The organism is Ancylobacter terrae, from assembly GCF_045108345.1.
GTDB lineage: Bacteria > Pseudomonadota > Alphaproteobacteria > Rhizobiales > Xanthobacteraceae > Ancylobacter.
In genome coordinates this window covers 1,262,199-1,283,582 of record NZ_JBJGXH010000001.1, presented here as the reverse complement: position 1 = coordinate 1,283,582, position 21,384 = coordinate 1,262,199, and the positions used below count along the sequence as shown (strand labels likewise).

At 66.1% G+C, this 21,384-nt stretch carries 31 protein-coding genes; all 31 read right to left on the bottom strand.

Annotated elements, in window-relative coordinates:
• Positions 1 to 8: 8 nt before the first annotated feature.
• Complete coding sequence (locus ACEUEL_RS06140) at positions 9 to 671, bottom strand: hypothetical protein (protein ID WP_405703210.1); 663 nt, start codon at positions 669 to 671, stop codon at positions 9 to 11.
• Positions 672 to 921: 250 nt separating this feature from the next.
• Positions 922 to 1,668 (bottom strand): hypothetical protein, encoded by a 747-nt coding sequence (locus tag ACEUEL_RS06135; RefSeq protein WP_405703207.1) that lies wholly within the window; start codon positions 1,666 to 1,668, stop codon positions 922 to 924.
• Positions 1,669 to 1,927: 259 nt separating this feature from the next.
• Positions 1,928 to 2,842 (bottom strand): hypothetical protein, encoded by a 915-nt coding sequence (locus ACEUEL_RS06130; RefSeq protein WP_405703205.1) that lies wholly within the window; start codon positions 2,840 to 2,842, stop codon positions 1,928 to 1,930.
• Positions 2,843 to 2,953: 111 nt separating this feature from the next.
• Positions 2,954 to 4,267: an exopolysaccharide biosynthesis polyprenyl glycosylphosphotransferase gene (locus ACEUEL_RS06125; protein WP_405703203.1), complete on the bottom strand. Its 1,314-nt coding sequence runs from the start codon at positions 4,265 to 4,267 to the stop codon at positions 2,954 to 2,956.
• 362 nt (positions 4,268 to 4,629) lie between these two features.
• Positions 4,630 to 5,712 carry an RluA family pseudouridine synthase gene (locus ACEUEL_RS06120; protein ID WP_405703201.1) on the bottom strand — a complete coding sequence of 361 codons (1,083 nt, stop codon included), beginning with the start codon at positions 5,710 to 5,712 and terminating at the stop codon, positions 4,630 to 4,632.
• An 89-nt stretch (positions 5,713 to 5,801) separates the two neighbouring features.
• Entirely contained in the window at positions 5,802 to 6,185 is a 384-nt protein-coding gene (crcB, locus tag ACEUEL_RS06115; protein ID WP_405703199.1) for a fluoride efflux transporter CrcB, read from the bottom strand.
• A 147-nt stretch (positions 6,186 to 6,332) separates the two neighbouring features.
• Positions 6,333 to 7,646: a replication-associated recombination protein A gene (locus ACEUEL_RS06110; protein ID WP_405703196.1), complete on the bottom strand. Its 1,314-nt coding sequence runs from the start codon at positions 7,644 to 7,646 to the stop codon at positions 6,333 to 6,335.
• A gap of 8 nt (positions 7,647 to 7,654) precedes the next feature.
• On the bottom strand, positions 7,655 to 9,091 hold the full coding sequence (locus ACEUEL_RS06105; protein ID WP_405703194.1) for a Do family serine endopeptidase: 1,437 nt from the start codon (positions 9,089 to 9,091) through the stop codon (positions 7,655 to 7,657).
• A gap of 108 nt (positions 9,092 to 9,199) precedes the next feature.
• Entirely contained in the window at positions 9,200 to 9,628 is a 429-nt protein-coding gene (rplQ, locus tag ACEUEL_RS06100; RefSeq protein ID WP_405703191.1) for a 50S ribosomal protein L17, read from the bottom strand.
• A 72-nt stretch (positions 9,629 to 9,700) separates the two neighbouring features.
• A complete protein-coding gene (locus ACEUEL_RS06095) occupies positions 9,701 to 10,726 on the bottom strand; it encodes a DNA-directed RNA polymerase subunit alpha (protein WP_405703188.1) in 1,026 nt (341 codons plus the stop codon).
• A gap of 125 nt (positions 10,727 to 10,851) precedes the next feature.
• On the bottom strand, positions 10,852 to 11,241 hold the full coding sequence (rpsK, locus tag ACEUEL_RS06090; protein WP_405703186.1) for a 30S ribosomal protein S11: 390 nt from the start codon (positions 11,239 to 11,241) through the stop codon (positions 10,852 to 10,854).
• Between the two features lie 109 nt (positions 11,242 to 11,350).
• Positions 11,351 to 11,719, bottom strand: coding sequence for a 30S ribosomal protein S13 (gene rpsM / locus ACEUEL_RS06085; RefSeq protein ID WP_213340784.1), 369 nt, complete (start codon positions 11,717 to 11,719; stop codon positions 11,351 to 11,353).
• Between the two features lie 199 nt (positions 11,720 to 11,918).
• Positions 11,919 to 12,503: an adenylate kinase gene (locus ACEUEL_RS06080; RefSeq protein ID WP_405703183.1), complete on the bottom strand. Its 585-nt coding sequence runs from the start codon at positions 12,501 to 12,503 to the stop codon at positions 11,919 to 11,921.
• A complete protein-coding gene (gene secY, locus ACEUEL_RS06075; RefSeq protein ID WP_405703180.1) occupies positions 12,500 to 13,831 on the bottom strand; it encodes a preprotein translocase subunit SecY in 1,332 nt (443 codons plus the stop codon). The genes ACEUEL_RS06080 and secY overlap by 4 nt, the downstream gene beginning before the upstream one ends.
• A gap of 55 nt (positions 13,832 to 13,886) precedes the next feature.
• Positions 13,887 to 14,369 (bottom strand): 50S ribosomal protein L15, encoded by a 483-nt coding sequence (gene rplO / locus ACEUEL_RS06070; RefSeq protein ID WP_405703178.1) that lies wholly within the window; start codon positions 14,367 to 14,369, stop codon positions 13,887 to 13,889.
• A 22-nt stretch (positions 14,370 to 14,391) separates the two neighbouring features.
• Positions 14,392 to 14,580 carry a 50S ribosomal protein L30 gene (gene rpmD / locus ACEUEL_RS06065; protein ID WP_405703176.1) on the bottom strand — a complete coding sequence of 63 codons (189 nt, stop codon included), beginning with the start codon at positions 14,578 to 14,580 and terminating at the stop codon, positions 14,392 to 14,394.
• A gap of 11 nt (positions 14,581 to 14,591) precedes the next feature.
• A complete protein-coding gene (gene rpsE / locus ACEUEL_RS06060) occupies positions 14,592 to 15,137 on the bottom strand; it encodes a 30S ribosomal protein S5 (protein WP_405703174.1) in 546 nt (181 codons plus the stop codon).
• Between the two features lie 39 nt (positions 15,138 to 15,176).
• Positions 15,177 to 15,539: a 50S ribosomal protein L18 gene (rplR, locus tag ACEUEL_RS06055; RefSeq protein ID WP_405703171.1), complete on the bottom strand. Its 363-nt coding sequence runs from the start codon at positions 15,537 to 15,539 to the stop codon at positions 15,177 to 15,179.
• Between the two features lie 12 nt (positions 15,540 to 15,551).
• Complete coding sequence (rplF, locus tag ACEUEL_RS06050) at positions 15,552 to 16,085, bottom strand: 50S ribosomal protein L6 (RefSeq protein ID WP_405703169.1); 534 nt, start codon at positions 16,083 to 16,085, stop codon at positions 15,552 to 15,554.
• A gap of 19 nt (positions 16,086 to 16,104) precedes the next feature.
• On the bottom strand, positions 16,105 to 16,503 hold the full coding sequence (gene rpsH / locus ACEUEL_RS06045) for a 30S ribosomal protein S8 (RefSeq protein WP_405703166.1): 399 nt from the start codon (positions 16,501 to 16,503) through the stop codon (positions 16,105 to 16,107).
• A gap of 14 nt (positions 16,504 to 16,517) precedes the next feature.
• Entirely contained in the window at positions 16,518 to 16,823 is a 306-nt protein-coding gene (rpsN, locus tag ACEUEL_RS06040; protein WP_405703163.1) for a 30S ribosomal protein S14, read from the bottom strand.
• A 60-nt stretch (positions 16,824 to 16,883) separates the two neighbouring features.
• Complete coding sequence (gene rplE, locus ACEUEL_RS06035) at positions 16,884 to 17,441, bottom strand: 50S ribosomal protein L5 (protein WP_405703160.1); 558 nt, start codon at positions 17,439 to 17,441, stop codon at positions 16,884 to 16,886.
• On the bottom strand, positions 17,434 to 17,751 hold the full coding sequence (gene rplX / locus ACEUEL_RS06030) for a 50S ribosomal protein L24 (protein WP_405703158.1): 318 nt from the start codon (positions 17,749 to 17,751) through the stop codon (positions 17,434 to 17,436). Before rplX ends, rplE begins: the two co-directional genes overlap by 8 nt.
• Positions 17,751 to 18,119: a 50S ribosomal protein L14 gene (rplN, locus tag ACEUEL_RS06025; RefSeq protein ID WP_029355712.1), complete on the bottom strand. Its 369-nt coding sequence runs from the start codon at positions 18,117 to 18,119 to the stop codon at positions 17,751 to 17,753. Before rplN ends, rplX begins: the two co-directional genes overlap by 1 nt.
• Before the next feature lie 87 nt (positions 18,120 to 18,206).
• Complete coding sequence (rpsQ, locus tag ACEUEL_RS06020; RefSeq protein ID WP_405703155.1) at positions 18,207 to 18,455, bottom strand: 30S ribosomal protein S17; 249 nt, start codon at positions 18,453 to 18,455, stop codon at positions 18,207 to 18,209.
• Between the two features lie 10 nt (positions 18,456 to 18,465).
• Positions 18,466 to 18,684: a 50S ribosomal protein L29 gene (gene rpmC, locus ACEUEL_RS06015; protein ID WP_405703152.1), complete on the bottom strand. Its 219-nt coding sequence runs from the start codon at positions 18,682 to 18,684 to the stop codon at positions 18,466 to 18,468.
• 11 nt (positions 18,685 to 18,695) lie between these two features.
• On the bottom strand, positions 18,696 to 19,109 hold the full coding sequence (gene rplP / locus ACEUEL_RS06010) for a 50S ribosomal protein L16 (protein ID WP_405703149.1): 414 nt from the start codon (positions 19,107 to 19,109) through the stop codon (positions 18,696 to 18,698).
• 30 nt (positions 19,110 to 19,139) lie between these two features.
• Positions 19,140 to 19,847, bottom strand: coding sequence for a 30S ribosomal protein S3 (gene rpsC / locus ACEUEL_RS06005; RefSeq protein WP_405703146.1), 708 nt, complete (start codon positions 19,845 to 19,847; stop codon positions 19,140 to 19,142).
• Positions 19,847 to 20,227, bottom strand: a complete 381-nt coding sequence (gene rplV, locus ACEUEL_RS06000) for a 50S ribosomal protein L22 (protein WP_405703143.1) — start codon at positions 20,225 to 20,227, stop codon at positions 19,847 to 19,849. Before rplV ends, rpsC begins: the two co-directional genes overlap by 1 nt.
• A 12-nt stretch (positions 20,228 to 20,239) precedes the next feature.
• Positions 20,240 to 20,518 (bottom strand): 30S ribosomal protein S19, encoded by a 279-nt coding sequence (gene rpsS / locus ACEUEL_RS05995; protein ID WP_405703141.1) that lies wholly within the window; start codon positions 20,516 to 20,518, stop codon positions 20,240 to 20,242.
• A gap of 17 nt (positions 20,519 to 20,535) precedes the next feature.
• Positions 20,536 to 21,369, bottom strand: a complete 834-nt coding sequence (gene rplB, locus ACEUEL_RS05990) for a 50S ribosomal protein L2 (RefSeq protein ID WP_405703139.1) — start codon at positions 21,367 to 21,369, stop codon at positions 20,536 to 20,538.
• Positions 21,370 to 21,384: the final 15 nt, after the last annotated feature.

The window sequence follows — 21,384 nt, the reverse complement described above, 5'->3', positions numbered from 1 at the left end:
CTAATCGCCTAGATCATGTGCTTCTCGCGCAGGACAGCCACGAAATCCTGAAATTCGTTCCTGTTCGTAACATGCTTCGGCTCAAGATACTTTGTCTGCTTCTCGATCATCGACAGAGCAAAGTCCTTGTCGTGATCGATGATGGCGATGGCCACGGCCATTTTGGCGAGACGGCTGGGAAGCAGGGCAACAATCTCGGCCTCCGGCGTCGAATTGAAGAACGCCTCGGCATTCGCCCTGATATCGCCCCACCGTCGAAAAAAGGGGACGGCGACGTCGTTGTGAAAAGCGATCATTCTCCTGGCAATCAGATCAACGCTGACACCGTCGTGAAATTCCAGACTGTCATAGACATCATGATAACATGCTGTCCCCGTCGATAGCAGCGCCATATATTTGTAGTCTTTATCTTTTATGTCCGGCCTATCAATATTGACGATCTTCCAGATATCGTACCAGTTCAAGCTGAAATGCATTTCAAATTTCCAGCCCCACAGGCTGCTCTTGCGCAGGGCCTGGATAATATATCGCGCGCCCCCTTCCTCCTTATAGGCCGTCAATGAGCTAACCTGCCGTCGGATGTGCGCGTCTTCCCAGTTGATCGCGGGAATGTAGATGTCCAGAATTTCGTTCTGAAGACGAATGCCGTGTTTCGGGACGCCATCGATCATAACGGGCAACCTCAAAGCATCGGGCGGGACGGGTTCACGATCGACGTCATGGCCGGGAGCGCCGATGACGGATCGCTCTCCGACGAAAGACGGCGCGCAACCCGCGCTTTGCCGGCCTGATCCTCGCGCCCGACGACGGCACGAGATCCGCCCCCGCAGGCGCCCTCGGCCTCGCTGCTGCCGTTCCGAAGCCGCGTATTACAGGGTGCCCGCCCGCGGCGCAGGGTGCGTCGCGGGCGGCGCTCGCGCCTCAGTAGCAGGGCGGATAGGGGTAGTAGCCGCAGGCCGGCGGGGGCGGGGCGTAGTAGGGCGTGGCCGCGGCCGCGCCGATGGCCGCGCCGGCGGCGACCCCCACCGCAGCGGCGCCCGCCACCGCGCCGGCGCCGTACCAGGCGCCATGATAGACCGGCGCGTGATAATAGACCCCGCCGCCGTGCCACATGCCGGGATAGCCGCCGACATGGGCGAAGCCGCCGCCATAGGGGCCGCGCACCGCGAAGGCGTCGATGAACACGGCCGTCGCACCGGTCGCGCCGTTGAGCGAGCCTTCCAGCACGTCGACCTCGAAGGTCAGCGTGGTGCCGTCCAGCTTGGGCTTCTTGAGGGTCACCACCGCGTCGCTGATATCCGGCCCGCCGCCGCCGAGCACCGAGACGGTGGCGTTCGGCGGATCGATCGCGAAGCTGTTCTTGCCCTCGTCCCACTGCTGCAGGAACTGCGCGGTGGTGACGTGACCGGCCGCCCGCACCGGACGGTCGGCGAACACGATGGTGTTCGTCGAGACGCCGGTCAGCACCAGCTTGCCGCCCTCGAGCTTGGCGCCATCGGAATTGATAACGGCAAGCGAGGGCACCGGTCCGGTCGGCGTGACCTGGCCGATGGTCTTCTGCAGGGGAATATGCGGCTTCTTGGCGGCTTCCTGGGCGCTGGCGGCGCCGCAGGATATCGCCAGAGCGCCCGCGCACAGCAGCGCACGAACGGCGTGTTGCATCGTCATGGGTGTCTCCTCGTGAATTTCTGGGCCGGAGTCGGCTCGGAAAGACCGCGGCCGGCGGTCAGCATAGTACATTACTACCCGCACCGGCCGTGCGTCACGGCACTTCCCCGCCGCTTACGGCAGCCGCGCGCTGCGCGTCGCGAGGGCGCCCTTCGCGGCGATCGGCCCTCGGCGGGCCGACAGGGCGACGGCAAGCGCCCGCCCCTCGGCGAGGAGGGGCAGGAATTCAGGAGGTGGCGCGCCGCACGCGCCCCTCACCTCAGGCGGCGCGGTCGAGCAGGGCGCGCAGGCTGTCGCCCGCATCCGCGCCGTCGGCCACGATGAGCCGCTTCAGCGCGTGGCCGGACGGGCTGATCCGCCCGTCGCGCAGCAGCCGCTCCGCCAGCCAGCGCGCCGGTGCCGCGGCCAGCGGCGCCGGGCCGACCAGCGAGGCGAGATCGGGCTGATAGCCAGCCGCGGCCAGCTTTTCGATGGCGAGGTGCGCGCCGTTCGCCGAGGCCGCCAGCGCCGCCCCCCGGGCGGCCACGCGCTGCCCCGAGGCGGCGCGCAGATGCTGCTCGATCGCCCGCACGAACAGCGGCGCGAAGCCCGGATCGTTGCGCCCCTCGAGGGTGGCATCGTGGATATCGAACAGCGCATCCGCCTCCGCGCGCGAGACCGGACCGCCCTGCCCGCCCCCGCCGGCGATGAGGAGGCGGCGCATCAGCGCCACGTCGGCATCGTCGACCGTGCGGGTGAAATGCGCGCGGCCCGCGGCCACCGGCCCCTCGCCGGTGATGACGGCCATGCCGAGCTGGCGCAGCGCGAAGGCCGGCAGCAGCGGCGAGACCTCGCGCGCCCCCTCCATCAGCCGCAGCAGCAGCGGCATGCCCCGCGCGCTTTCCATCCGGCCCGCGGGGGCCAGCGCGGCGATGAGCCACTGCGCCTTGGCGTCGTCGAGAATGTCCGCCGGCGCCTCGTGCACGAGCAGATGCGTGGCGATCGCGCCGATCAGGAAGCGGCTCCATTCGGCCGCCTCCGGCACCACCAACTGGTCGAAGGCGAGGAGATCGGCCGCATCGCGCGGGTCGCTGACCCCGTCCGCGAACATCGAGCCGCTGAGATACGCCACGTCGGCCGCCGCCCTGGCGCCGACCGAACCATGGTCGGCGCGCCCACGCCCGAGAGAATTCACCGGAGCCTCCAGTCGATTAGGATTTTAATCGACTTTGCGCTCGGACGGTTACGGACCGGTTACTATCCCCAGCCCGCCCCCGCGGGAATCACGCCGCCCGCTCGGGCGCGCTCAGTAGGCGTTGCGGTGGATGGCGACCGCCAGCGTGCGGAACAGGATCTTGACGTCGAGCCACAGCGACCAGCTGTTGATGTATTCGAGATCGGCCGCCACGCGGCGCTCGATGTCGGAGCGGTGATGGGTCGCCCCGCGCAGCCCGCGCACCTGGGCAAGGCCCGTCACGCCCGGCTTCATCGCGTGCCGGCTCCAGTAGTCCGGCACCAGCTCCCAGAACAGCGCCCCTTCGGCCCGCGAGCCCAGCGCATGCGGGCGCGGCCCGACCAGGCTCATGTCGCCGAGCAGGACGTTCACCAGCTGCGGCAGTTCGTCGACGCTGGTCTTGCGCAGGATGCGGCCGAGCTTGGTGATGCGGCTGTCGGTGCGCGAGGCCGAGACGTGGCCGCTGGTGTCGAGCTGCTCGGTCTTCATCGTCCGCAGCTTGAAGCAGCGATAGCCCCGGTTGTTGCGGCCGGTGCGCTCCTGCACGAAGAAGGCCGGCCCGGGCGAGTCCAGCTTCACCGCCACGGCGGCAATGGCGATGACGGGCGCCCAGAACGGCATCATGGCGAGCGTGACGAAGAGATCGAAGCCGCGCTTGAGGATGCGCTCGCCCAGCGTCATCGGCCCGCGCGAGATCACCAGGGTCGGGTGGCTCTGCCAGCGCGATACGCCCAGCGGCTGGATATCGCCGAGATCGGCGATGATTTCGGCGTCGATGCCGCTGAGGCGCATGGCCTCGGCCCATTTCAGCCGTTCTTCGTCGTCGTCCAGCGTGATCACGACCCGGTCGGCATTGCGCACGAGGCCGGCCACGCGGTCGAAGAAGGCGGGATTGGCGAGATCGACGGAGAGATCCGCTTTGCGGACATCGAGCACCGTCGTCATCGTGCCGGGCGAGCGCCGCGCGAACACCTTGCCGTCGCCGATCACGACGATGACCGGTTCGATGGCGATGCGCAGCACCCGGCGCATGAGCACCGAGCCGACGATCCGGGCGAGGATGAGGAAGCCGGCGGCGAACACCACCGTGTAGGTGGTCTCGAGGCGGGAGAAGCGCGCGCCCACCTGCAGCGCGAAGGCCGCGCACAGGCCGAACACGACGGCGACACCGAGCGCTTCCATCGCCACGAGGCACGATCGTGGCAGCGAGGCGAGACGCCGGATGCTGTAGCCGCCGAAGGCGATGCTGGCGAAGAAATAGGTCGGGAAGAGGACGCCGATCGACTGGATCCAGTTCACCGAGCCGAGGTCGCCCTGACGCAGGGCCGCTCCGATCACCGCCGCGAGGGCGATCACCACGAAATCGACGAAAGCCGCGCCAACCATGACGCCGAACCGAATGAGATGACGGTGGCGCGTCATCGTCTCGCGATGCCCCGAAAAATCGAGAGACCCGGCTTTCCCCGATCGCAGATTGATACGATCGCTGGCTTCACTCATGCACTTTTGCCCCCCGGCGCATGCATAGTCCCAAGCTCGAACACAAACACACAGCAAACCCCGGCGCATGGGCGACGGGGTCAGGCTGCGGCTGGGACTGCAATCAGCCTACCACGCCACCGCGCCGCTGCGCCAGCCCTGGCCGGCGGCACTGGTTCTGCCCCAAGCGAGAGTCATGCCAAGCCGCACGAAAACCGAGGCCCCACTGCCCGGGCCATATTTACGGCCGACAATGTGACCGTATGAGGTCAGCTCTCCGGGGCGTCGACGATCGGATCGTATTGCGTTGCATCAAAACCGAGCACATTCCAGCTCTGCTGCATATGAGGCGGCAGCGGCGCCGAGACATCGATGACGCCCTCGCCCCGCGGATGCGGAATGACGAGGCGCCGCGCCAGCAGGTGCAGGCGGTTCTGCAGACCGCCGGGCAGCGGCCAGTTCTCGATGTCGAAATATTTCGGGTCGCCGACAATGGGGTGGCCGATATGGGCGGCGTGCGCGCGCAGCTGGTGGGTGCGTCCCGTCACCGGCTTCATGGACAGCCAGGACAGCTTCTGCGCCGCCTGATCCACCACCGCATAATAGGAGACCGCATGGCTCGCCTCGTCCTCGCCGTGGCGGGCGACGCGCATCCGCTCGGCGGCCTCGTCCTTGGCGAGGTAGGTCGAAATGCGCCCCTGCCGCGGCCGCGGCACGCCCGGCACCAGCGCCCAGTACACCTTGCGGGCCGAGCGCGAGCGGAAGGTCTTGGCGAGGGTCGAGGCGGCCAGGCGCGATTTCGCCACCAGCAGGATGCCGGAGGTATCCTTGTCGATGCGATGGACCAGGCGCGGCTTCACCCCGTCCGGCGTGCGCAGCGACTCCATCAGCCCGTCGACGTGCCGGTAGGTGCCCGAGCCGCCCTGCACGGCGAGGCCGAACGGCTTGTTGAGGACCATCACGTCGCGGTCCTCGAACAGGGTGATGGATTTGAGGAATTCCGCGTCCTTGTCGCTCTCGACGGCGCGGCGCACGGCGGGCGCGGCCGGACGATCGCCCGCCTCGGCGCGCGGCAGACGGGGCGGCGCCTCGCCGCGGGCCTTCGCCTCCTCGGCCTCGAGATAATCCGCGGCCGAAAGCTGCGCCTTCTCCTCCAGCGGAGGAATGCGGACGCTCTGCCCCGCCGCGAGCCGCGTATTGGTCTTGGCGCGGGCGCCGTCGACCCGCACCTGGCCGGTCCGCAGCAGCTTCTGCAGATGGCCGAAGGACAGGTCCGGAAAATGCGTCTTGAACCAGCGGTCCAGCCGCATGCCTTCCTCGTCGCGGTCGACGCTGCGTGTCTGGACGGCCATGGCATCATTCTCCCGGTGCCCCGCCCGGCGGGCGCGCCGCGGGCCGGGGATCTGTCACCGACAGCACATAGACGAGACGCGGCGCCCCGTCACGCCAGCGAGCGCATCAGCGCCAGTCCCGCGAACACGCCGAGGAACGAAAGGCCGACGGACGCGATCGCATACAGCGCCGCGAGGCCGATCTCGTTGCGCTCGATCAGCAGAGCGAAGTCCAGCGAGAAGGACGAGAAGGTGGTGAAGCCGCCCAGGACGCCGGTCATCAGGAACAGCCGCGCCTGCGCCGACCACCCCGCCCCGCCCCGGAAGGCGAACCATCCGGCAAGCAGGCCGATCAGGAGGCTGCCGAGCACGTTGATGGCGAGCGTCCCGGCCGGGAAGCCGGTGCCGATCAGCCGTATGCTCTGAAGGCCGATCAGGTGGCGCAGCACGCCCCCGATGCCGGCGCCGACGAAGACGAGGAGGATGGCGGTCACGGGCGATCCCTGTCGAACGAGGAACGCAACGAACGGGTTTCGGTCTGATCGGTCTGATCGGTCTGATCGGTCTGATCGGTCTGATCGTCAACCTGACCGCACTGATCGTCCACTCGATCCGCACGATATAATCGCATCGCGCGGAGGCTAGCGGCCGCGCTCCGTCTTCAGCTTGTGCCAGTAGTCGAGACGCTTCCTCACCTCCCGCTCGAACCCGCGTTCGTTGGGGTGATAGAGGTCCGCGCGCGCGTCCCCGGCGAGTTCGTCGGGGAAGAATTCCTGCCCGGCATAGGCGTCCGGAAAGTCGTGATCGTAGCGGTACCCGGCGTGATAACCGAGTTCTTTCATGAGCTTGGTCGGCGCGTTGAGGATGTGCCGGGGCGGCGCGAGCGAGCCCGTCTTGTCCGCCAGCGCCAGCGCGGCGTTGAAGGCGGCATAGGCGGCGTTGGACTTCGGCGCGGTCGCCACATAGGCGATCGCCTGGGCCAGGAACAGCCGCCCCTCCGGCCAGCCGACCCGGTCGAAGGCGGTCCAGGCCGCCACCACCTGCGGCATCGCCTGGGGATCCGCCATCCCCACATCCTCCGACGCCGCACAGCACAACCGCCGAAACACCGTGTCGGGATGCTCGCCCCCGGTCAGCATCCGCGCGGCCCAGTACATGGCGCCGTTCACATCCGAGCCGCGCAGGCTTTTATGGAAGCAGCTCAACAGGTTATAGTGCTCGTCCTGGCTCTTGTCGTAGATCGGCGCGCGCTTCTGCACGGTCTCCGAGAGGGCCGCGATGTCGAGATCCGACCCCGCCGGCAGCGCGAGCAGCTCCTCCACCAGCCCCAGCAGATAGCGTCCGTCGCCGTCCGCCATGCCGATCAGCGCCGCGCGCGCTTCCGGCGTCAGGGGAAGCCGCCGCCCCTCCTCCGTTTCCGCCCGAACGATCAGGCGCTCGATCGCCTGCGAATCCAACGACTTGAACACCAGCACGCGGGCGCGTGACAGCAGCGCCGCGTTGAGTTCGAACGAGGGGTTCTCCGTCGTCGCCCCGATCAGCGTGACGGTGCCGTCCTCCATGACGGGGAGAAAGCTGTCCTGCTGCGCGCGGTTGAAGCGGTGGATCTCGTCGACGAACAGCAAAGTCCCGGTGCCGACCGCCCGTCGCCCACGGGCGGCCTCGAACACCTTCTTGAGATCGGCGACACCGCTGAAGATCGCCGAAATCTGCTCGAAATGCAGGTCGGTCTGCTGCGCCAGCAAACGGGCGACCGTGGTCTTGCCGGTGCCGGGCGGCCCCCAGAAAATGAGCGATCCCAGCGACTTGTTCGCGAGCGTCCGGGTAAGGGCGCCCCCCTCGCCGGTGAGGTGCTCCTGCCCGACCACCTCGGCGAGGATACGCGGGCGCAGCCGATCGGCCAGCGGACGCGGCACATCGCGCTCGAGTCCTGCGGCAGCGAAGAGATCGGCCACGCCGCGCCTCAGCCCGGGAACGTCGCGGTCAGCTTGCGTCCGCCGCGCTGGAGCGTGACACGCCACAGCCGCGAGGGCAGCCGTGTCGCCTGTTCCAGATCGGCGGTGCTGGTGATGACGCTGCCGTTGACCTCCAGGATCACGTCGCCGGCGCGCAGGCTGATGGTCTCGGCCGGCGAGCCATCGCTCACCGCCGTGACCACGACGCCCTTGTCCACCTCGACGGTGCGCAGTTCCTCGACAGCCGCCGGCGACAGGTTGATCACCGTCGCGCCGGCGAGCGGCGAGCGGCCGCCAAGCGTGAGTTCGTCACGCGGCGTGGTCTCCGGCGCCGGCTGCAGCGCCACGGTGACCGTCATCTCCCTGCCTTGCCGGATCAGCCCGATCCGCGCCTGACCGCCGAGCGGCCGCGTCACGAAGCGATAACCGAACGCGTCGGGGTCATCGACCTCCTGCCCTTCCACCGAGACGATGAGATCGCCGGTGCGGATCCCCGCCTTGGCGGCCGGACCGTCCGGCGTGACGCTCTGGATGAGCGCGCCGATCGGCCGCGGCAGGTTAAGACCGTCCGCTATATCTGCGGTGACCGACTGCATCTGCGCGCCGAACCATGGCCGCCGCACCGTCTTGCCGCCGGCGAGCGCCGACTGCAGCACCACCCGCACCATGTCGGCCGGAATGGCGAAACCGATGCCCTGCGAGCCGCCGGACTTCGAGAAGATCGCGGTGTTGATGCCGACCACCCGCCCGGCGCCGTCGACCAGGGCGCCGCCGGAATTGCCCGGATTGATGGCCGCATCGGTCTGGATGAAGAACTGGTAGTCGGTGATGCCGACCTGCGTGCGCGCCAGCGCCGAGACGATGCCCTGCGTCACCGTCTGGCCGACACCGAACGGGTTGCCGATCGCCAGCACGATGTCGCCGACCTGAAGATCGTCCGAATTACCCAGTTCGGCGAAGGGGAAGGTGCCCTTGGCGCCGTGGAACTTCAGCACCGCGAGGTCCGAGCGCGGATCGCGCAGAAGCACGTCAGCGTCATACTCGCGCTTGTCGGCCAGCGCGACGCGAATCTCGTCGGCGCCCTCGACGACATGGTTGTTGGTGATGACGATGCCGCTCGGGTCGACCACGACACCCGAGCCGAGCGAACGCTGCACCCGCTCGCTGGGCCCTCCGAAGCCGGGAGGCCCGCCCGGTCCACCCGGTCCGCCGAAGAAGCGCCGGAAGAAGGGATCGTCCATCATCGCGCTGCGGCGCTGCTGCACCGTCTTCTGGGCGTAGACGTTGACGATCGCCGGGGCCGTGCGCGCGACAACGGGGGCGAAGGAAAGCCCGATCTCCGCCCGCGAGGTCGGCACGCGCGGCTGCGGCGACTGGGCGAACGCTGGCGTCGCCAGCAGGAGCGCGGCAGGGACAAGGAGGAGACGGCTCACGATGTGCTTCATGACGCGAGATATAGCCGCCCCGACGTGGCGGAAAAAGGGGCACCTGGAAACGCAAAAGGGCGACCCGCCGGGCCGCCCTTCGCGAAAGCTCGAAATGAGGAAAAACCCTCAGGCCGCAGCCGCTTCCTCGGTCTTGGTGCTCTCGGCGCGGGCGCGGTCGGCGGCGCCCTTGGCCTCGACATCGCGATCGACCAGCTCGATCACGGCAATGGCCGCCGAATCACCATGGCGGAAACCGGCCTTGATGATGCGGGTGTAACCGCCATTGCGGTCCTTGTAGCGCGGGCCGACGACGTCGAAGAGCTTGCGCACGACGGCGACGTCGCGGATCTCGGCAATGGCCTGACGGCGGGCGTGAAGGCCGCCGCGCTTGCCGAGGGTGATGAGCTTCTCGACCACCGGGCGAAGATCCTTGGCCTTCGGCAGGGTGGTGACGATCTGCTCGTGGGTGATCAGCGCCTGCGCCATGTTGGCGAACATGGCCTTGCGGTGCTCGGCGGACCGGTTGAACCGGCGATGGGCCTTGCCGTGGTTCATGGCGAAATTCCTACAATGCGGCGGCTTTCGAGCCGGACAGGGTTGGAGCGGCTCGAATGCCGCGCGTGATGCTCAGTAGTGATCTTCGAAGCGCTTGGCGAGATCCTCGATGTTCTCCGGCGGCCAGCCCGGCACTTCCATGCCGAGATGCAGGCCCATGCTGGCGAGAACTTCCTTGATCTCGTTCAGCGACTTGCGGCCGAAGTTCGGGGTACGGAGCATCTCCGCCTCGGTCTTCTGGATCAGGTCGCCGATATAGACGATGTTGTCGTTCTTCAGGCAGTTCGCCGAACGCACCGACAGTTCGAGCTCGTCCACCTTCTTCAGCAGCGCCGTCGGGAACGGCAGCTCCTGCATGACCGGGCTTTCGGTCTCGCGCTTGGGCTCCTCGAAATTCACGAAGATCTCAAGCTGGTCCTGCAGGATTCGCGCGGCATAGGCCAGCGCATCCTCGGGACCGATCGAGCCGTTGGTCTCGATGGAGAGGGTCAGCTTGTCATAGTCGAGGATCTGGCCCTCACGGGTGTTCTCGACCTTGTAGGAGACCTTCTTGACCGGCGAGTAGAGGCTGTCGACCGGGATCAGCCCGATCGGCGCGTCCTCGGGGCGGTTGCGGTCGGCCGCAACATAGCCCTTGCCGGTATCGACGGTGAATTCCATGCGGATCTCGGCGCCCTCGTCGAGGGTGCACAGCACGAGCTCGGGGTTGAGAACCTGGACGTCGCCGACGGTCTGGATGTCGCCGGCGGTAACGATGCCGGGGCCCTGCTTCTTCACCACCATGCGCTTGGGGCCATCGCCCTGCATCTTGATGGCGATGTCCTTGATGTTGAGGACGATGTCGGTCACGTCCTCGCGCACGCCGGGGATCGACGAGAACTCGTGCAGCACGCCGTCGATATGGACGGAGGTCACCGCTGCGCCCTGCAGCGACGACAGCAGGATACGCCGCAGCGCGTTGCCGAGCGTCTGGCCGAAGCCGCGCTCCAGCGGCTCCGCCACGACGGTGGCGAGACGCTTGGGATCACGCCCCAAGGAGACGTCGAGCTTCTCCGGCTTGATCAGCTCTTGCCAATTCTTCTGAATCACTTGCGTCACCCTTGCCTTTCGACGGGCATCGGCCCGGTGGCCGCACAGCCCGCCCCCGCAAAACGCGGGAGGAAATGCCAAACGCGGCTGCGGACCGCGCCACCCTGCGGCGACGCGGTCCGAACTGAAATATGTCAGACGCGCCGGCGCTTGCGCGGGCGGCAGCCATTGTGCGGGATCGGCGTCACGTCCCGGATCGAGGTGACCGTGAAACCGGCCGCCTGCAGCGCGCGGAGCGCCGACTCACGCCCGGAACCGGGCCCCGACACCTCGACCTCAAGGGTGCGCATGCCGTGCTCGCTGGCCTTGCGAGCGCAGTCCTCGGCGGCGACCTGCGCCGCATAGGGGGTCGACTTGCGCGAGCCCTTGAAGCCCATCGCGCCGGCCGACGACCAGGCAATCGTGTTGCCCTGCGCGTCGGTGATGGTGATCATCGTGTTGTTGAACGAGGCGTTCACATGCGCGACGCCGGAGGCGATGTTCTTGCGCTCGCGACGCTTGATGCGGGTAGCTTCCTTGGCCATAGATCCTTGATCCTTCAGGCGCGCCCGTAGTGCCAGGCGCTCGGGACGACGTTGTCAGACGAACGCGACGATGCGAGGCCGGCTCTGCCGGCCCCGCCGTCGCGGAAAATCACTTCTTCTTGCCGGCGATCGGCTTCGCCGGACCCTTGCGGGTGCGGGCGTTGGTGTGGGTGCGCTGGCCGCGCACGGGCAGGCCGCGACGGTGACGCAGGCCGCGATAGCAGCCGAGATCCATCAGGCGCTTGATGTTGATCGCGACCTCGCGGCGCAGATCGCCTTCCACGATATAGTCGCGGTCGATCGTCTCGCGGATCTGCAGCACTTCCTGGTCGGTCAGCTGGTTCACGCGACGCTCGGCCGGGATGCCGACCTTCTCCACGATCTCCTCGGCCTTCTTCGCGCCAATGCCGTGGATGTACTGGAGCGCGATCACGACGCGCTTGTTGGTCGGGATATTGACGCCTGCAATGCGGGCCACGTTGGTCTCTCCATGTGGACCGAAGCGATGCTCCGGTGAATTGAATTACTCCGCGTCCGGTGGAGGCCGGCCCTTGCGGAGAAGCGGCACAAGCGCACCACCTGACATCCCTGGGGCGTCAGGAGGATGCGTTTGATGGAATGAAGCGGGGCACATAGACGAGGATCGGCGCGATGTCAAGCCAACCACGCCCGCCCGTCTACACGGTTTCGAGAATGTCCCCGATCGCCTTGGTCACCTCGTCGATCGGCTGCATGCCGTCGATGGATACGAGGAGCCCGCGCGACTGATAATACGGGGCCACCACCGCCGTATCGCGGTTGAACGCCTCGAGCCGAGTCTTGAACACCTCGGGATCGTCATCCTTGCGCACCGGCTCGCCGCGGGCGGCGGTTTCGCGAGCACGCTGGACGATACGGTCGACCAGCTTGGCCTGATCGACCTTCAGTTCGATCACCGCATCGAGCTTCAGGCCCTTCTCGGCCAGCATCGAATCGAGCGCTTCGGCCTGGGCGACCGTGCGCGGAAAGCCGTCGAGGATGAAGCCCTTGCGCGCGTCCGGCTCGTCGATCCGATCCGCCACGATGCCGATGACGATATCGTCGGACACCAGTTGCCCGGCGTCCATCACCGACTTTGCCTTGAGCCCGATCGGGGTGCAGGCGGCAACAGCCGCCCGCAACATGTCTCCCGTGGAGAGCTGCACGATCCCGTGCCTGGCCACCAACCTCTGCGCCTGAGTTCCCTTCCCGGCTCCGGGCGGGCCCAGCAGAATCAGCCTCATCGACGCTTCCCCCTCAGCTTGGCCTTCTTGACCAGCCCTTCATACTGGTGCGCCAGCAGATGTCCCTGCACCTGCGCAACCGTATCCATCGTCACGCTGACGACGATTAGAAGCGAGGTGCCGCCGAAGTAGAACGGAACCGAGGCGTAGGAGATCAGGATCTCCGGGAACAGGCACACGACAGCAAGGTAAGCCGCACCGATGACCGTGATGCGAGTCAGCACATAGTCGATATACTCGGCGGTGCGCTCGCCCGGCCGGATGCCCGGGATGAAGCCGCCGTGCTTCTTGAGGTTGTCCGCCGTCTCCGTCGGATTGAAGACGATCGCCGTGTAGAAGAAGCAGAAGAACACGATCAGCAGCACATACAGCAGCATGAAGAGCGGCCGGCCGTGCCCGAGATGGGTGGTGATCGTCGTCATCCACTCCGGCCCCTGGCCCTGCGTGAAGTTCGCGATCGTGGTCGGAATCAGCAGCAGCGATGAGGCGAAGATCGGGGGAATGACGCCGGAGGAGTTCAGCTTGAGCGGCAGGTGCGACGATTGGCCCTCGTACACCTTATTGCCGACCTGTCGCTTCGGATACTGGATCAGCAGCCGGCGCTGGGCGCGCTCCATGAAGACGATGAACATGATCACCGCGATGACCATCACGATCACGCCCAGGATCAGGCCGGTCGAGATCGCGCCCTGACGCCCGAGCTCCAGCGTTCCCGCAATCGCCGAGGGAAGTTCGGCGACGATGCCCGCGAAGATGATCAGCGAGATACCGTTGCCGATACCGCGCGAGGTGATCTGCTCGCCGAGCCACATCAGGAACATGGTGCCGCCGGTGAGCGTGATCACCGTGGAGATGCGGAAGAACCAGCCGGGATCCGAAACGACGGCGCCCGATCCCTCGAGCCCGACGGCGATGCCGTAGGACTGGAACACCGCCAGCACGACGGTGAGGTAGCGGGTGTACTGGTTGATCTGCTTGCGACCGGACTCACCCTCCTTCTTCAGCGCCTCCAGCGTCGGCGAGACGGTGGTCAGCAGCTGGATGATGATGGAGGCAGAGATGTAGGGCATGATGTTCAGGGCGAAGATCGCCATGCGCGAGACCGCGCCGCCCGAGAACATATTGAACAGGCCGATGATGCCCTGCTGCGCGTTGCGGAACACGTCCGCCAGCGCATCCGGGTTGATGCCCGGCATCGGGATATAGGTGCCCAGCCGATAAACGAGAAGCGCACCCAGTGTGAACCAGATGCGCTTCTTCAGTTCTTCGGCTTTTGCCAGAGCACCGAAATTGAGGTTTGCCGCGAGTTGTTCCGCTGCCGAGGCCATGCTGGCTGAGCTCCTCGCCTTGTGCCCTGATGGTAATGAACGCCTGACTTAAGTGTCAGGCGTCCGCTTCGCCAGAGGCGACCAGCAGCGTTACGGTGCCGCCGGCCTTCTCGACCGCAGCCACGGCCGACTTGGTCACGTGCGCCGCTTCGAGCTTGATCGCGCTGGTCAGCTCGCCCGAGCCGAGAACACGAACGCCGGCCTTGGCGCGCCGCAGGGCGCCCGACGCGACGAGCGCCGCTTCGGTGACCGGAGCCGACGCGTCGAGCTTGCCGGCATCGATCGCCGTCTGGATCCGGCCGAGCGAAATCTCGTTCCAGTCCAGCGCGAAGATGTTGGTGAAGCCACGCTTCGGCAGACGCCGATGCAACGGCATCTGGCCGCCTTCGAACCCCTTGATCGCGACGCCCGTGCGCGAGGTCTGACCCTTCACGCCGCGACCGCCGGTCTTGCCCTTGCCGGAGCCGATACCCCGGCCGACGCGCATCCGCTTCTTGCGGGCGCCGTCATTGTCCTTGATCGTGTTGAGGCTGCTCATCGTCCCTCTCCCTGCCCCACCGTCACGCTTCGACGATGCGCACGAGATGGCTGACCTTGGCAATCATGCCACGGACCGCCGGGGTGTCCTGAAGCGTCGAGCGGCGCCCGAGCTTGTTGAGGCGCAGGCCGACGAGAGTCGCGCGCTGGTCGCCGGGGCGGCGGATCGGGCTGCCGATCTGCTCGACCGTGATGGTCTTGTCGTTTGCCATGATCCCCTCCGTCAGTCGGTCGCTTCGGCGTCGTCGACGCGGCGGCGGGCCTGCAGCTGCGAGACCTTGATCGTGCGGCGGGCCGCAACGAGGCGCGGGCTGTCCTGGTTCTTCAGGGCGTCGAAGGTCGCACGCACCATGTTGTACGGGTTGGACGAGCCGAACGACTTCGCCACCACGTCCTGCATGCCGAGCGTCTCGAACACGGCGCGCATCGGGCCGCCGGCGATGATGCCGGTACCCGCCGGAGCCGCCCGCAGGACGACCTTGCCGGCGCCGTGATGGCCGTGCACGTCGTGATGCAGGGTGCGGCCCTCGCGCAGCGGCACGCGGATCAACGCGCGCTTGGCGGCTTCCGTCGCCTTGCGGATGGCTTCCGGCACTTCGCGCGCCTTGCCGTGGCCGAAGCCGACGCGGCCCTTCTGGTCGCCGACGACGACGAGCGCGGCGAAACCAAAGCGCCGGCCGCCCTTCACCACCTTGGCGACGCGGTTGATGTGGACGAGCTTGTCCACGAACGTATTGTCACGATCCTCGCGTTCACGCTCACGAGCCATGATCTTATCCTCGTCTTTCCGCGGTCGACCCGCTCGTGATCAGAAGTTCAGGCCGCCCTCACGGGCGGCATCGGCGAGCGCCTTGACGCGGCCGTGAAAGATGAAGGCGCCGCGGTCAAACACCACGTCCTTCACCCCGGCGGCAATCGCACGCTCGGCGACGAGCTTGCCGATAGCCTGGGCCGCCGCCACGTCGGCGCCGGTCTTCAGGCTGGACCGCAGGTCCTTCTCGAGGGTCGAAGCGGCGGCGACGGTGATGCCACGGGCATCATCGATCACCTGTGCATAGATGTGCTTGGACGAGCGATGCACCGAAAGGCGCGGCCGCCCGTTCGCCGCCGCGCGGATCGCACGACGGACACGCGCCTTACGGCGCTCGGTAGCGTCCTGTTTGATAGCCATGATTCGGTTCCGTTACTTCTTCTTGCCTTCCTTGCGGAAGATGAATTCGCCAGCGTACTTGACGCCCTTGCCCTTGTAGGGCTCGGGACCGCGGAACTCGCGGATCTCGGCGGCAACCTGCCCGACCTTCTGGCGGTCGATGCCGGTAACGACGATTTCCGTCGGCTTCGGCGTCACGATCTGGATCCCTTCCGGGATCTGGTAGATCACGTCGTGCGAATAGCCCAGCGAGAGGTTCAGGTTCTTGCCCTGCACCGCAGCCTTGTAGCCGACGCCGCTGATCTCGAGCTTCTTTTCGAAGCCCTTCGTGACGCCCTCGACCAGGTTCGACACCAGCGTGCGGGACAGACCCCACATCGCCTTGTGGCGGTTCGTCTCGCCGCGCGGCTCGAAGCTGATCACGTTGTTTTCGAGCTTCGCGCCGATCTCCTCGACGAGGTCGACCTGCAGCGCGCCCTTCGGGCCCTTGACCTTCACGGTCTGGCCGTCGATCGCGGCGGTAACGCCGGACGGAACGGAAATGGTGGCTTTGCCGATCTTCGACATGTGCTCTCTCCCTCGACGATCAGAACACGGTGAAGAGGACTTCGCCGCCCACGTTCTTGTCGCGAGCTTCGTGGTCCGCCATCACGCCCTGGGGCGTCGAGACGACAGCGACGCCGAGACCGTTGGCGACGCGCGGAAGGGTCTTGACCGACGAATAAACGCGCCGGCCGGGCTTCGACACGCGCGCGATCTCGCGGATCACGGGCTCGCCGTCATAGTACTTGAGCTCGATCTCGAACTCGCTGCGCCCGTTCACCGGCTCGGAAGCGGTGTAGCCGCGGATGAAGCCCTCGGCGGTGAGAACCTCCAGCACGGACGCGCGCAGGCGCGAACCGGGGGTGGAGATCTTCTCCTTGCGGCGCATCTGCGCATTACGGATGCGGGTGATGAGATCGCCAATCGGATCAGTGGTCGACATGGATCAGCCCTCCCTCACCAGCTGGACTTCACGAGACCGGGAATCTGGCCCTGCGAGCCGAGCTCGCGGAGCGCGATACGGCTCATCTTCAGCTTGCGATAGAACGCACGCGGACGGCCGGTCACCTCGCAACGGTTGCGGATGCGGACCTTCGCCGAATTGCGCGGAAGCTGCGCGAGCTTGAGGACCGCCGCGAAGCGGTCCTCGATCGGCAGTTCCTTGTCGTTGATCAGGGCCTTGAGACGAGACCGCTTGCCGGAATAGTTCTTGACCAGCTTGCGGCGGTGCTCGTTCTTCTCGACCGCGCTCTTCTTCGCCATATGCTCTTGCTCCTAGCTCTCCGCGTTTGAGGCTGTCGCCTCACGGCCGGAAGGGGATGCTTACTGCCGGAACGGGAAGTTGAAGGCCTTCAGAAGCGCGCGCGCCTCTTCGTCCGTCTTCGCCGTGGTGCAGACGATGATGTCCATGCCCCACATCTGATCAACCTTGTCGTAGTTGATCTCGGGGAACACGATGTGCTCCTTGATGCCGAGGGCGTAGTTGCCGCGGCCGTCGAAGCTCTTGGGATTCAGGCCACGGAAGTCGCGCACGCGCGGCAAGGCGATGTTCACGAGCCGATCGACGAACTCGTACATACGCGTCTTGCGCAGCGTGACCTTCGCACCGACCGGCTGGTTCTCGCGCAGCTTGAAGTTCGAGATCGCCTTGCGCGCCCGGGTGACGACCGGCTTCTGGCCGGCGATCATCGCGAGATCCGCCGCGGCGGTCTGGACCTTCTTGGTGTCGGCGGTGGCTTCGCCCACGCCCATGTTGATGACGATCTTGTCGATCGTCGGCACTTCCATGGGGTTCTTGTAGCCGAACTGCTCGATCATCTTCGGGCGGACGACGGACTCGTAATAGTCCTTCAGCCGCGGGCTATAAGTGGCCTCAGCCATCGATCTTCTCCCCCGAGCGCTTGGCGACGCGCACCTTGGTCCCGTCCGCCTGCACAAGGAAACCGACGCGGGTCGGCTTGCCGTCCTTCGGATCGGCGATCGCGACGTTCGACAGGTGGATCGGGGCCTCCTTGGAGATGATCCCGCCTTCCTGGTTCGCGGTCTGCCGCTGATGGCGCTTCACCAGGTTCACGCCGCGAACCTTCGCGGTGTTCTCCTTCGGAATCACCTCGAATACCTCGCCGGTGCGGCCCTTGTCGCGGCCGGCGAGAACGACGACCTTGTCGCCCTTCTTGATTTTAGCCGCCATCACAGCACCTCCGGCGCCAGCGAAATGATCTTCATGTGGTTCTTCGCGCGCAGCTCGCGCGGCACCGGCCCGAAGATACGCGTACCGACGGGCTCCTTCTGATTGTTGATCAGAACGGCCGCGTTGCGGTCGAAGCGGATGACGGAGCCGTCGGCCCGACGGATGTCCTTGGCGGTGCGTACAACGACCGCCTTCATCACGTCGCCCTTCTTCACGCGGCCGCGCGGAATAGCCTCCTTCACCGACACCACGATGATGTCGCCGACATGGGCGTATTTACGCTTCGAACCGCCAAGCACCTTGATGCACATGACGCGACGCGCGCCGGAATTGTCCGCCACGTCGAGATTGGTCTGCATCTGGATCATGACGCACCTGTTTCTCGTAATCCTGCGCGCCGCCGGTGAGCCGGGGCACTCTCAAACCCGTTTCCGGGAAGCTCAACCGTCAGCGGATCAGACTTCGATCCGCTTCTCGCCCTGGACCACGACCCAGTGCTTCAACTTGGACAGAGGACGGCTCTCCTCGATCCAAACGGTGTCGCCTTCCTTCCAGGAATTCGCCTCGTCATGGGCGTGATACTTCTTGGAACGGCGGACCGTCTTCTTCAGCAGCGGATGCGTGAAACGACGCTCGACACGGACCACGACGGTCTTGTCCTGCTTGTCGCTCACCACGACGCCCTGCAGCAAACGCTTCGGCATCGTCTTCTCCTCACTTCGCCTTGGCCGCGGACGCGGCCTTCTGACCCTGAACCGTCTTGATCCGCGCGATATTGCGGCGGATCTGACGCACCTGCGCGGTGTTCTCAAGCTGCCCGGTGGCGCGCTGGAAGCGCAGGTTGAACTGCTCCTTCTTGAGCTTCAGAAGCTCGTCGGAGAGCTCGTCCGGGGTCTTGGTCCGCAGGTCGGACCCGGTGGAACCCTTCGCCATGATCGCCTCCCTCACTCCGCAATGCGCTCGACGAAGCGCGTCTTGATCGGCAGCTTCGCCGCCGCCAGTGTCAGCGCTTCCTTCGCGATCTCCTGGCTCACGCCGTCGATCTCGAACATGATGCGGCCGGGCTTCACCTTGGCCGCCCAGAATTCGGGAGCGCCCTTGCCCTTGCCCATGCGGACTTCGGTCGGCTTCTTGGAAACCGGCACGTCGGGGAACACGCGGATCCACACCCGGCCCGCACGCTTCATGTGACGGGTCAGAGCACGGCGGGCCGCTTCGATCTGGCGCGCGGTGACGCGCTCCGGCTCGAGGGCCTTCAGGCCGAACTGGCCGAAATTGAGGTCAGTTCCGCCCTTCGCAGCGCCGCTGATGCGGCCCTTGAACTGCTTGCGGAACTTCGTGCGCTTCGGTTGCAGCATGTCGCGCCTCTTATTCCTTCTCTAATCGTCTCACGCCGCGTCGCGACGCGAGGAGCGACCGCCCGACGGCTCCGAATCCGCCTGGCGCTTGTCCTGCGCCATCGGATCGTGCTCGAGAATCTCGCCCTTGAAGATCCAGACCTTCACACCACAGGTGCCATAGGTCGTGAAGGCGGTGGCCGTACCGTAATCCACGTCGGCGCGCAAGGTGTGAAGCGGCACGCGCCCTTCACGATACCACTCGAGACGCGCGATTTCGGCGCCGCCGAGCCGGCCGGAGCAGTTGATACGAATGCCTTCGGCGCCGAGACGGATCGCCGACTGCACCGCGCGCTTCATGGCGCGACGGAATGCCACGCGGCGCTCAAGCTGCTGAGCGATCGATTCGGCGACGAGGCGCGCGTCGATTTCCGGCTTGCGGATCTCGACAATGTTGATGAAGACCTCCGAGTTGGTCATCTCGGCGACCTTCTTGCGCAGCTTGTCGATGTCCGCGCCCTTCTTGCCGATGACCACGCCCGGCCGAGCCGAGTGGATGGTCACGCGGCACTTCTTGTGCGGGCGCTCGATCACGATCTTGCTGACCGCCGCCTGCTTCAGCAGCTTGAACAGCATCTCGCGGATCTTGATGTCCTCGTGAAGCAGCTGGCCGTACTCGCTCTTGCCGGCGAACCAGCGCGAGTCCCAGGTACGGTTGATGCCGAGCCGCAGCCCGACCGGATTGACCTTCTGACCCATCAGGCCTTCCCCTCGACTTCACGCACCACGATGGTGATGTGCGAGAACGGCTTCTCGATACGGCTGGCGCGACCGCGGGCACGCGCCGCGAAACGCTTCATCACCAGGCCCTTGCCCACATGGGCTTCGGCGACGATGAGATCGTCGACATCGAGCTCATGGTTGTTCTCGGCATTGGCGATGGCCGACTCCAGGCACTTCTTGACGTCGCCCGCGATCCGCTTGCGCGAGAACTGCAGGTCGGCGAGCGCCGCCGAAACCTTCTTGCCGCGGATGAGACCGGCGACCAGATTGAGCTTCTGCGGGCTGACGCGCAGGTTCCGCGCGACCGCCTTGGCTTCCGTATCCGCGAGCGCGCGCGGACGAGCTGCCTTACCCATTTCTTTCCCGCCTCACTTCCGCTTGGCTTTCTTGTCGGCCGCATGCCCGTAATAGGTACGGGTCGGCGAGAACTCGCCGAACTTGTGGCCGACCATGTCCTCGTTCACCGAGACGGGGACATGCTTGTTGCCGTTGTAGACACCGAAGGTGAGCCCAACGAACTGGGGCAGGATCGTGGAGCGACGGCTCCAGATCTTGATCACCTCGTGACGACCCGAACCGCGCGCGGCTTCCGCCTTCTTGAGGAGGTAGCCGTCGACGAACGGACCTTTCCAGACCGATCGAGACATTTCCTAGTTTCCCTCGCTCACTTCTTGCGGGCGTGCCGGCTGGACACGATGAACTTCGTGGTCGACTTGTTCGACCGGGTCTTCTTGCCCTTGGTCGGCTTGCCCCACGGGGTCACCGGATGACGTCCGCCCGAGGTCCGCCCTTCGCCACCGCCATGCGGGTGATCGACCGGGTTCATCGTGACGCCGCGGTTATGAGGCTTGCGGCCCAGCCAGCGATTGCGGCCGGCCTTGCCCAGATTGGTGTTCATGTGGTCGGGGTTGGAAACCGCGCCCACCGTGCCGTAGCAATCACCGTGAACAAGCCGCTGCTCGCCCGAATTCAGGCGCAGGATCACGTAGCCCTGGTCGCGGCCGACGATCTGCGCGTACGAGCCGGCGGAGCGGGCGATCTGGCCACCCTTGCCGATCTTCAGCTCGACATTGTGCACGATCGTGCCGACCGGCAGATTGCTGAGCGGCGCGGCATTGCCCGGCTTCACGTCGACCGACTTGCCGGCCACCACGCTGTCGCCGACAGCAAGGCGCTGCGGCGCGAGGATGTAGGCGAGTTCGCCGTCCTCGTACTTGATCAGCGCAATGAAAGCGGTGCGGTTGGGATCGTATTCGATCCGCTCCACCACGCCGGCCATGTCGCGCTTGGCCCGCTTGAAGTCGACCAGACGGTAGGCCTGCTTGTGACCGCCACCGCGGAACCGAACAGTCACGCGGCCCGCATTATTGCGGCCACCCGAGCTGCTCTTGCCCTCGGTCAGGGTCTTGACCGGCTTGCCCTTGTAGAGCCCGGAGCGGTCGACGATCACCAGCTGTCGCAGGCTCGGCGTGACCGGCTTGAAGGTTTTGAGAGCCATGTCTCTGATCTCCTA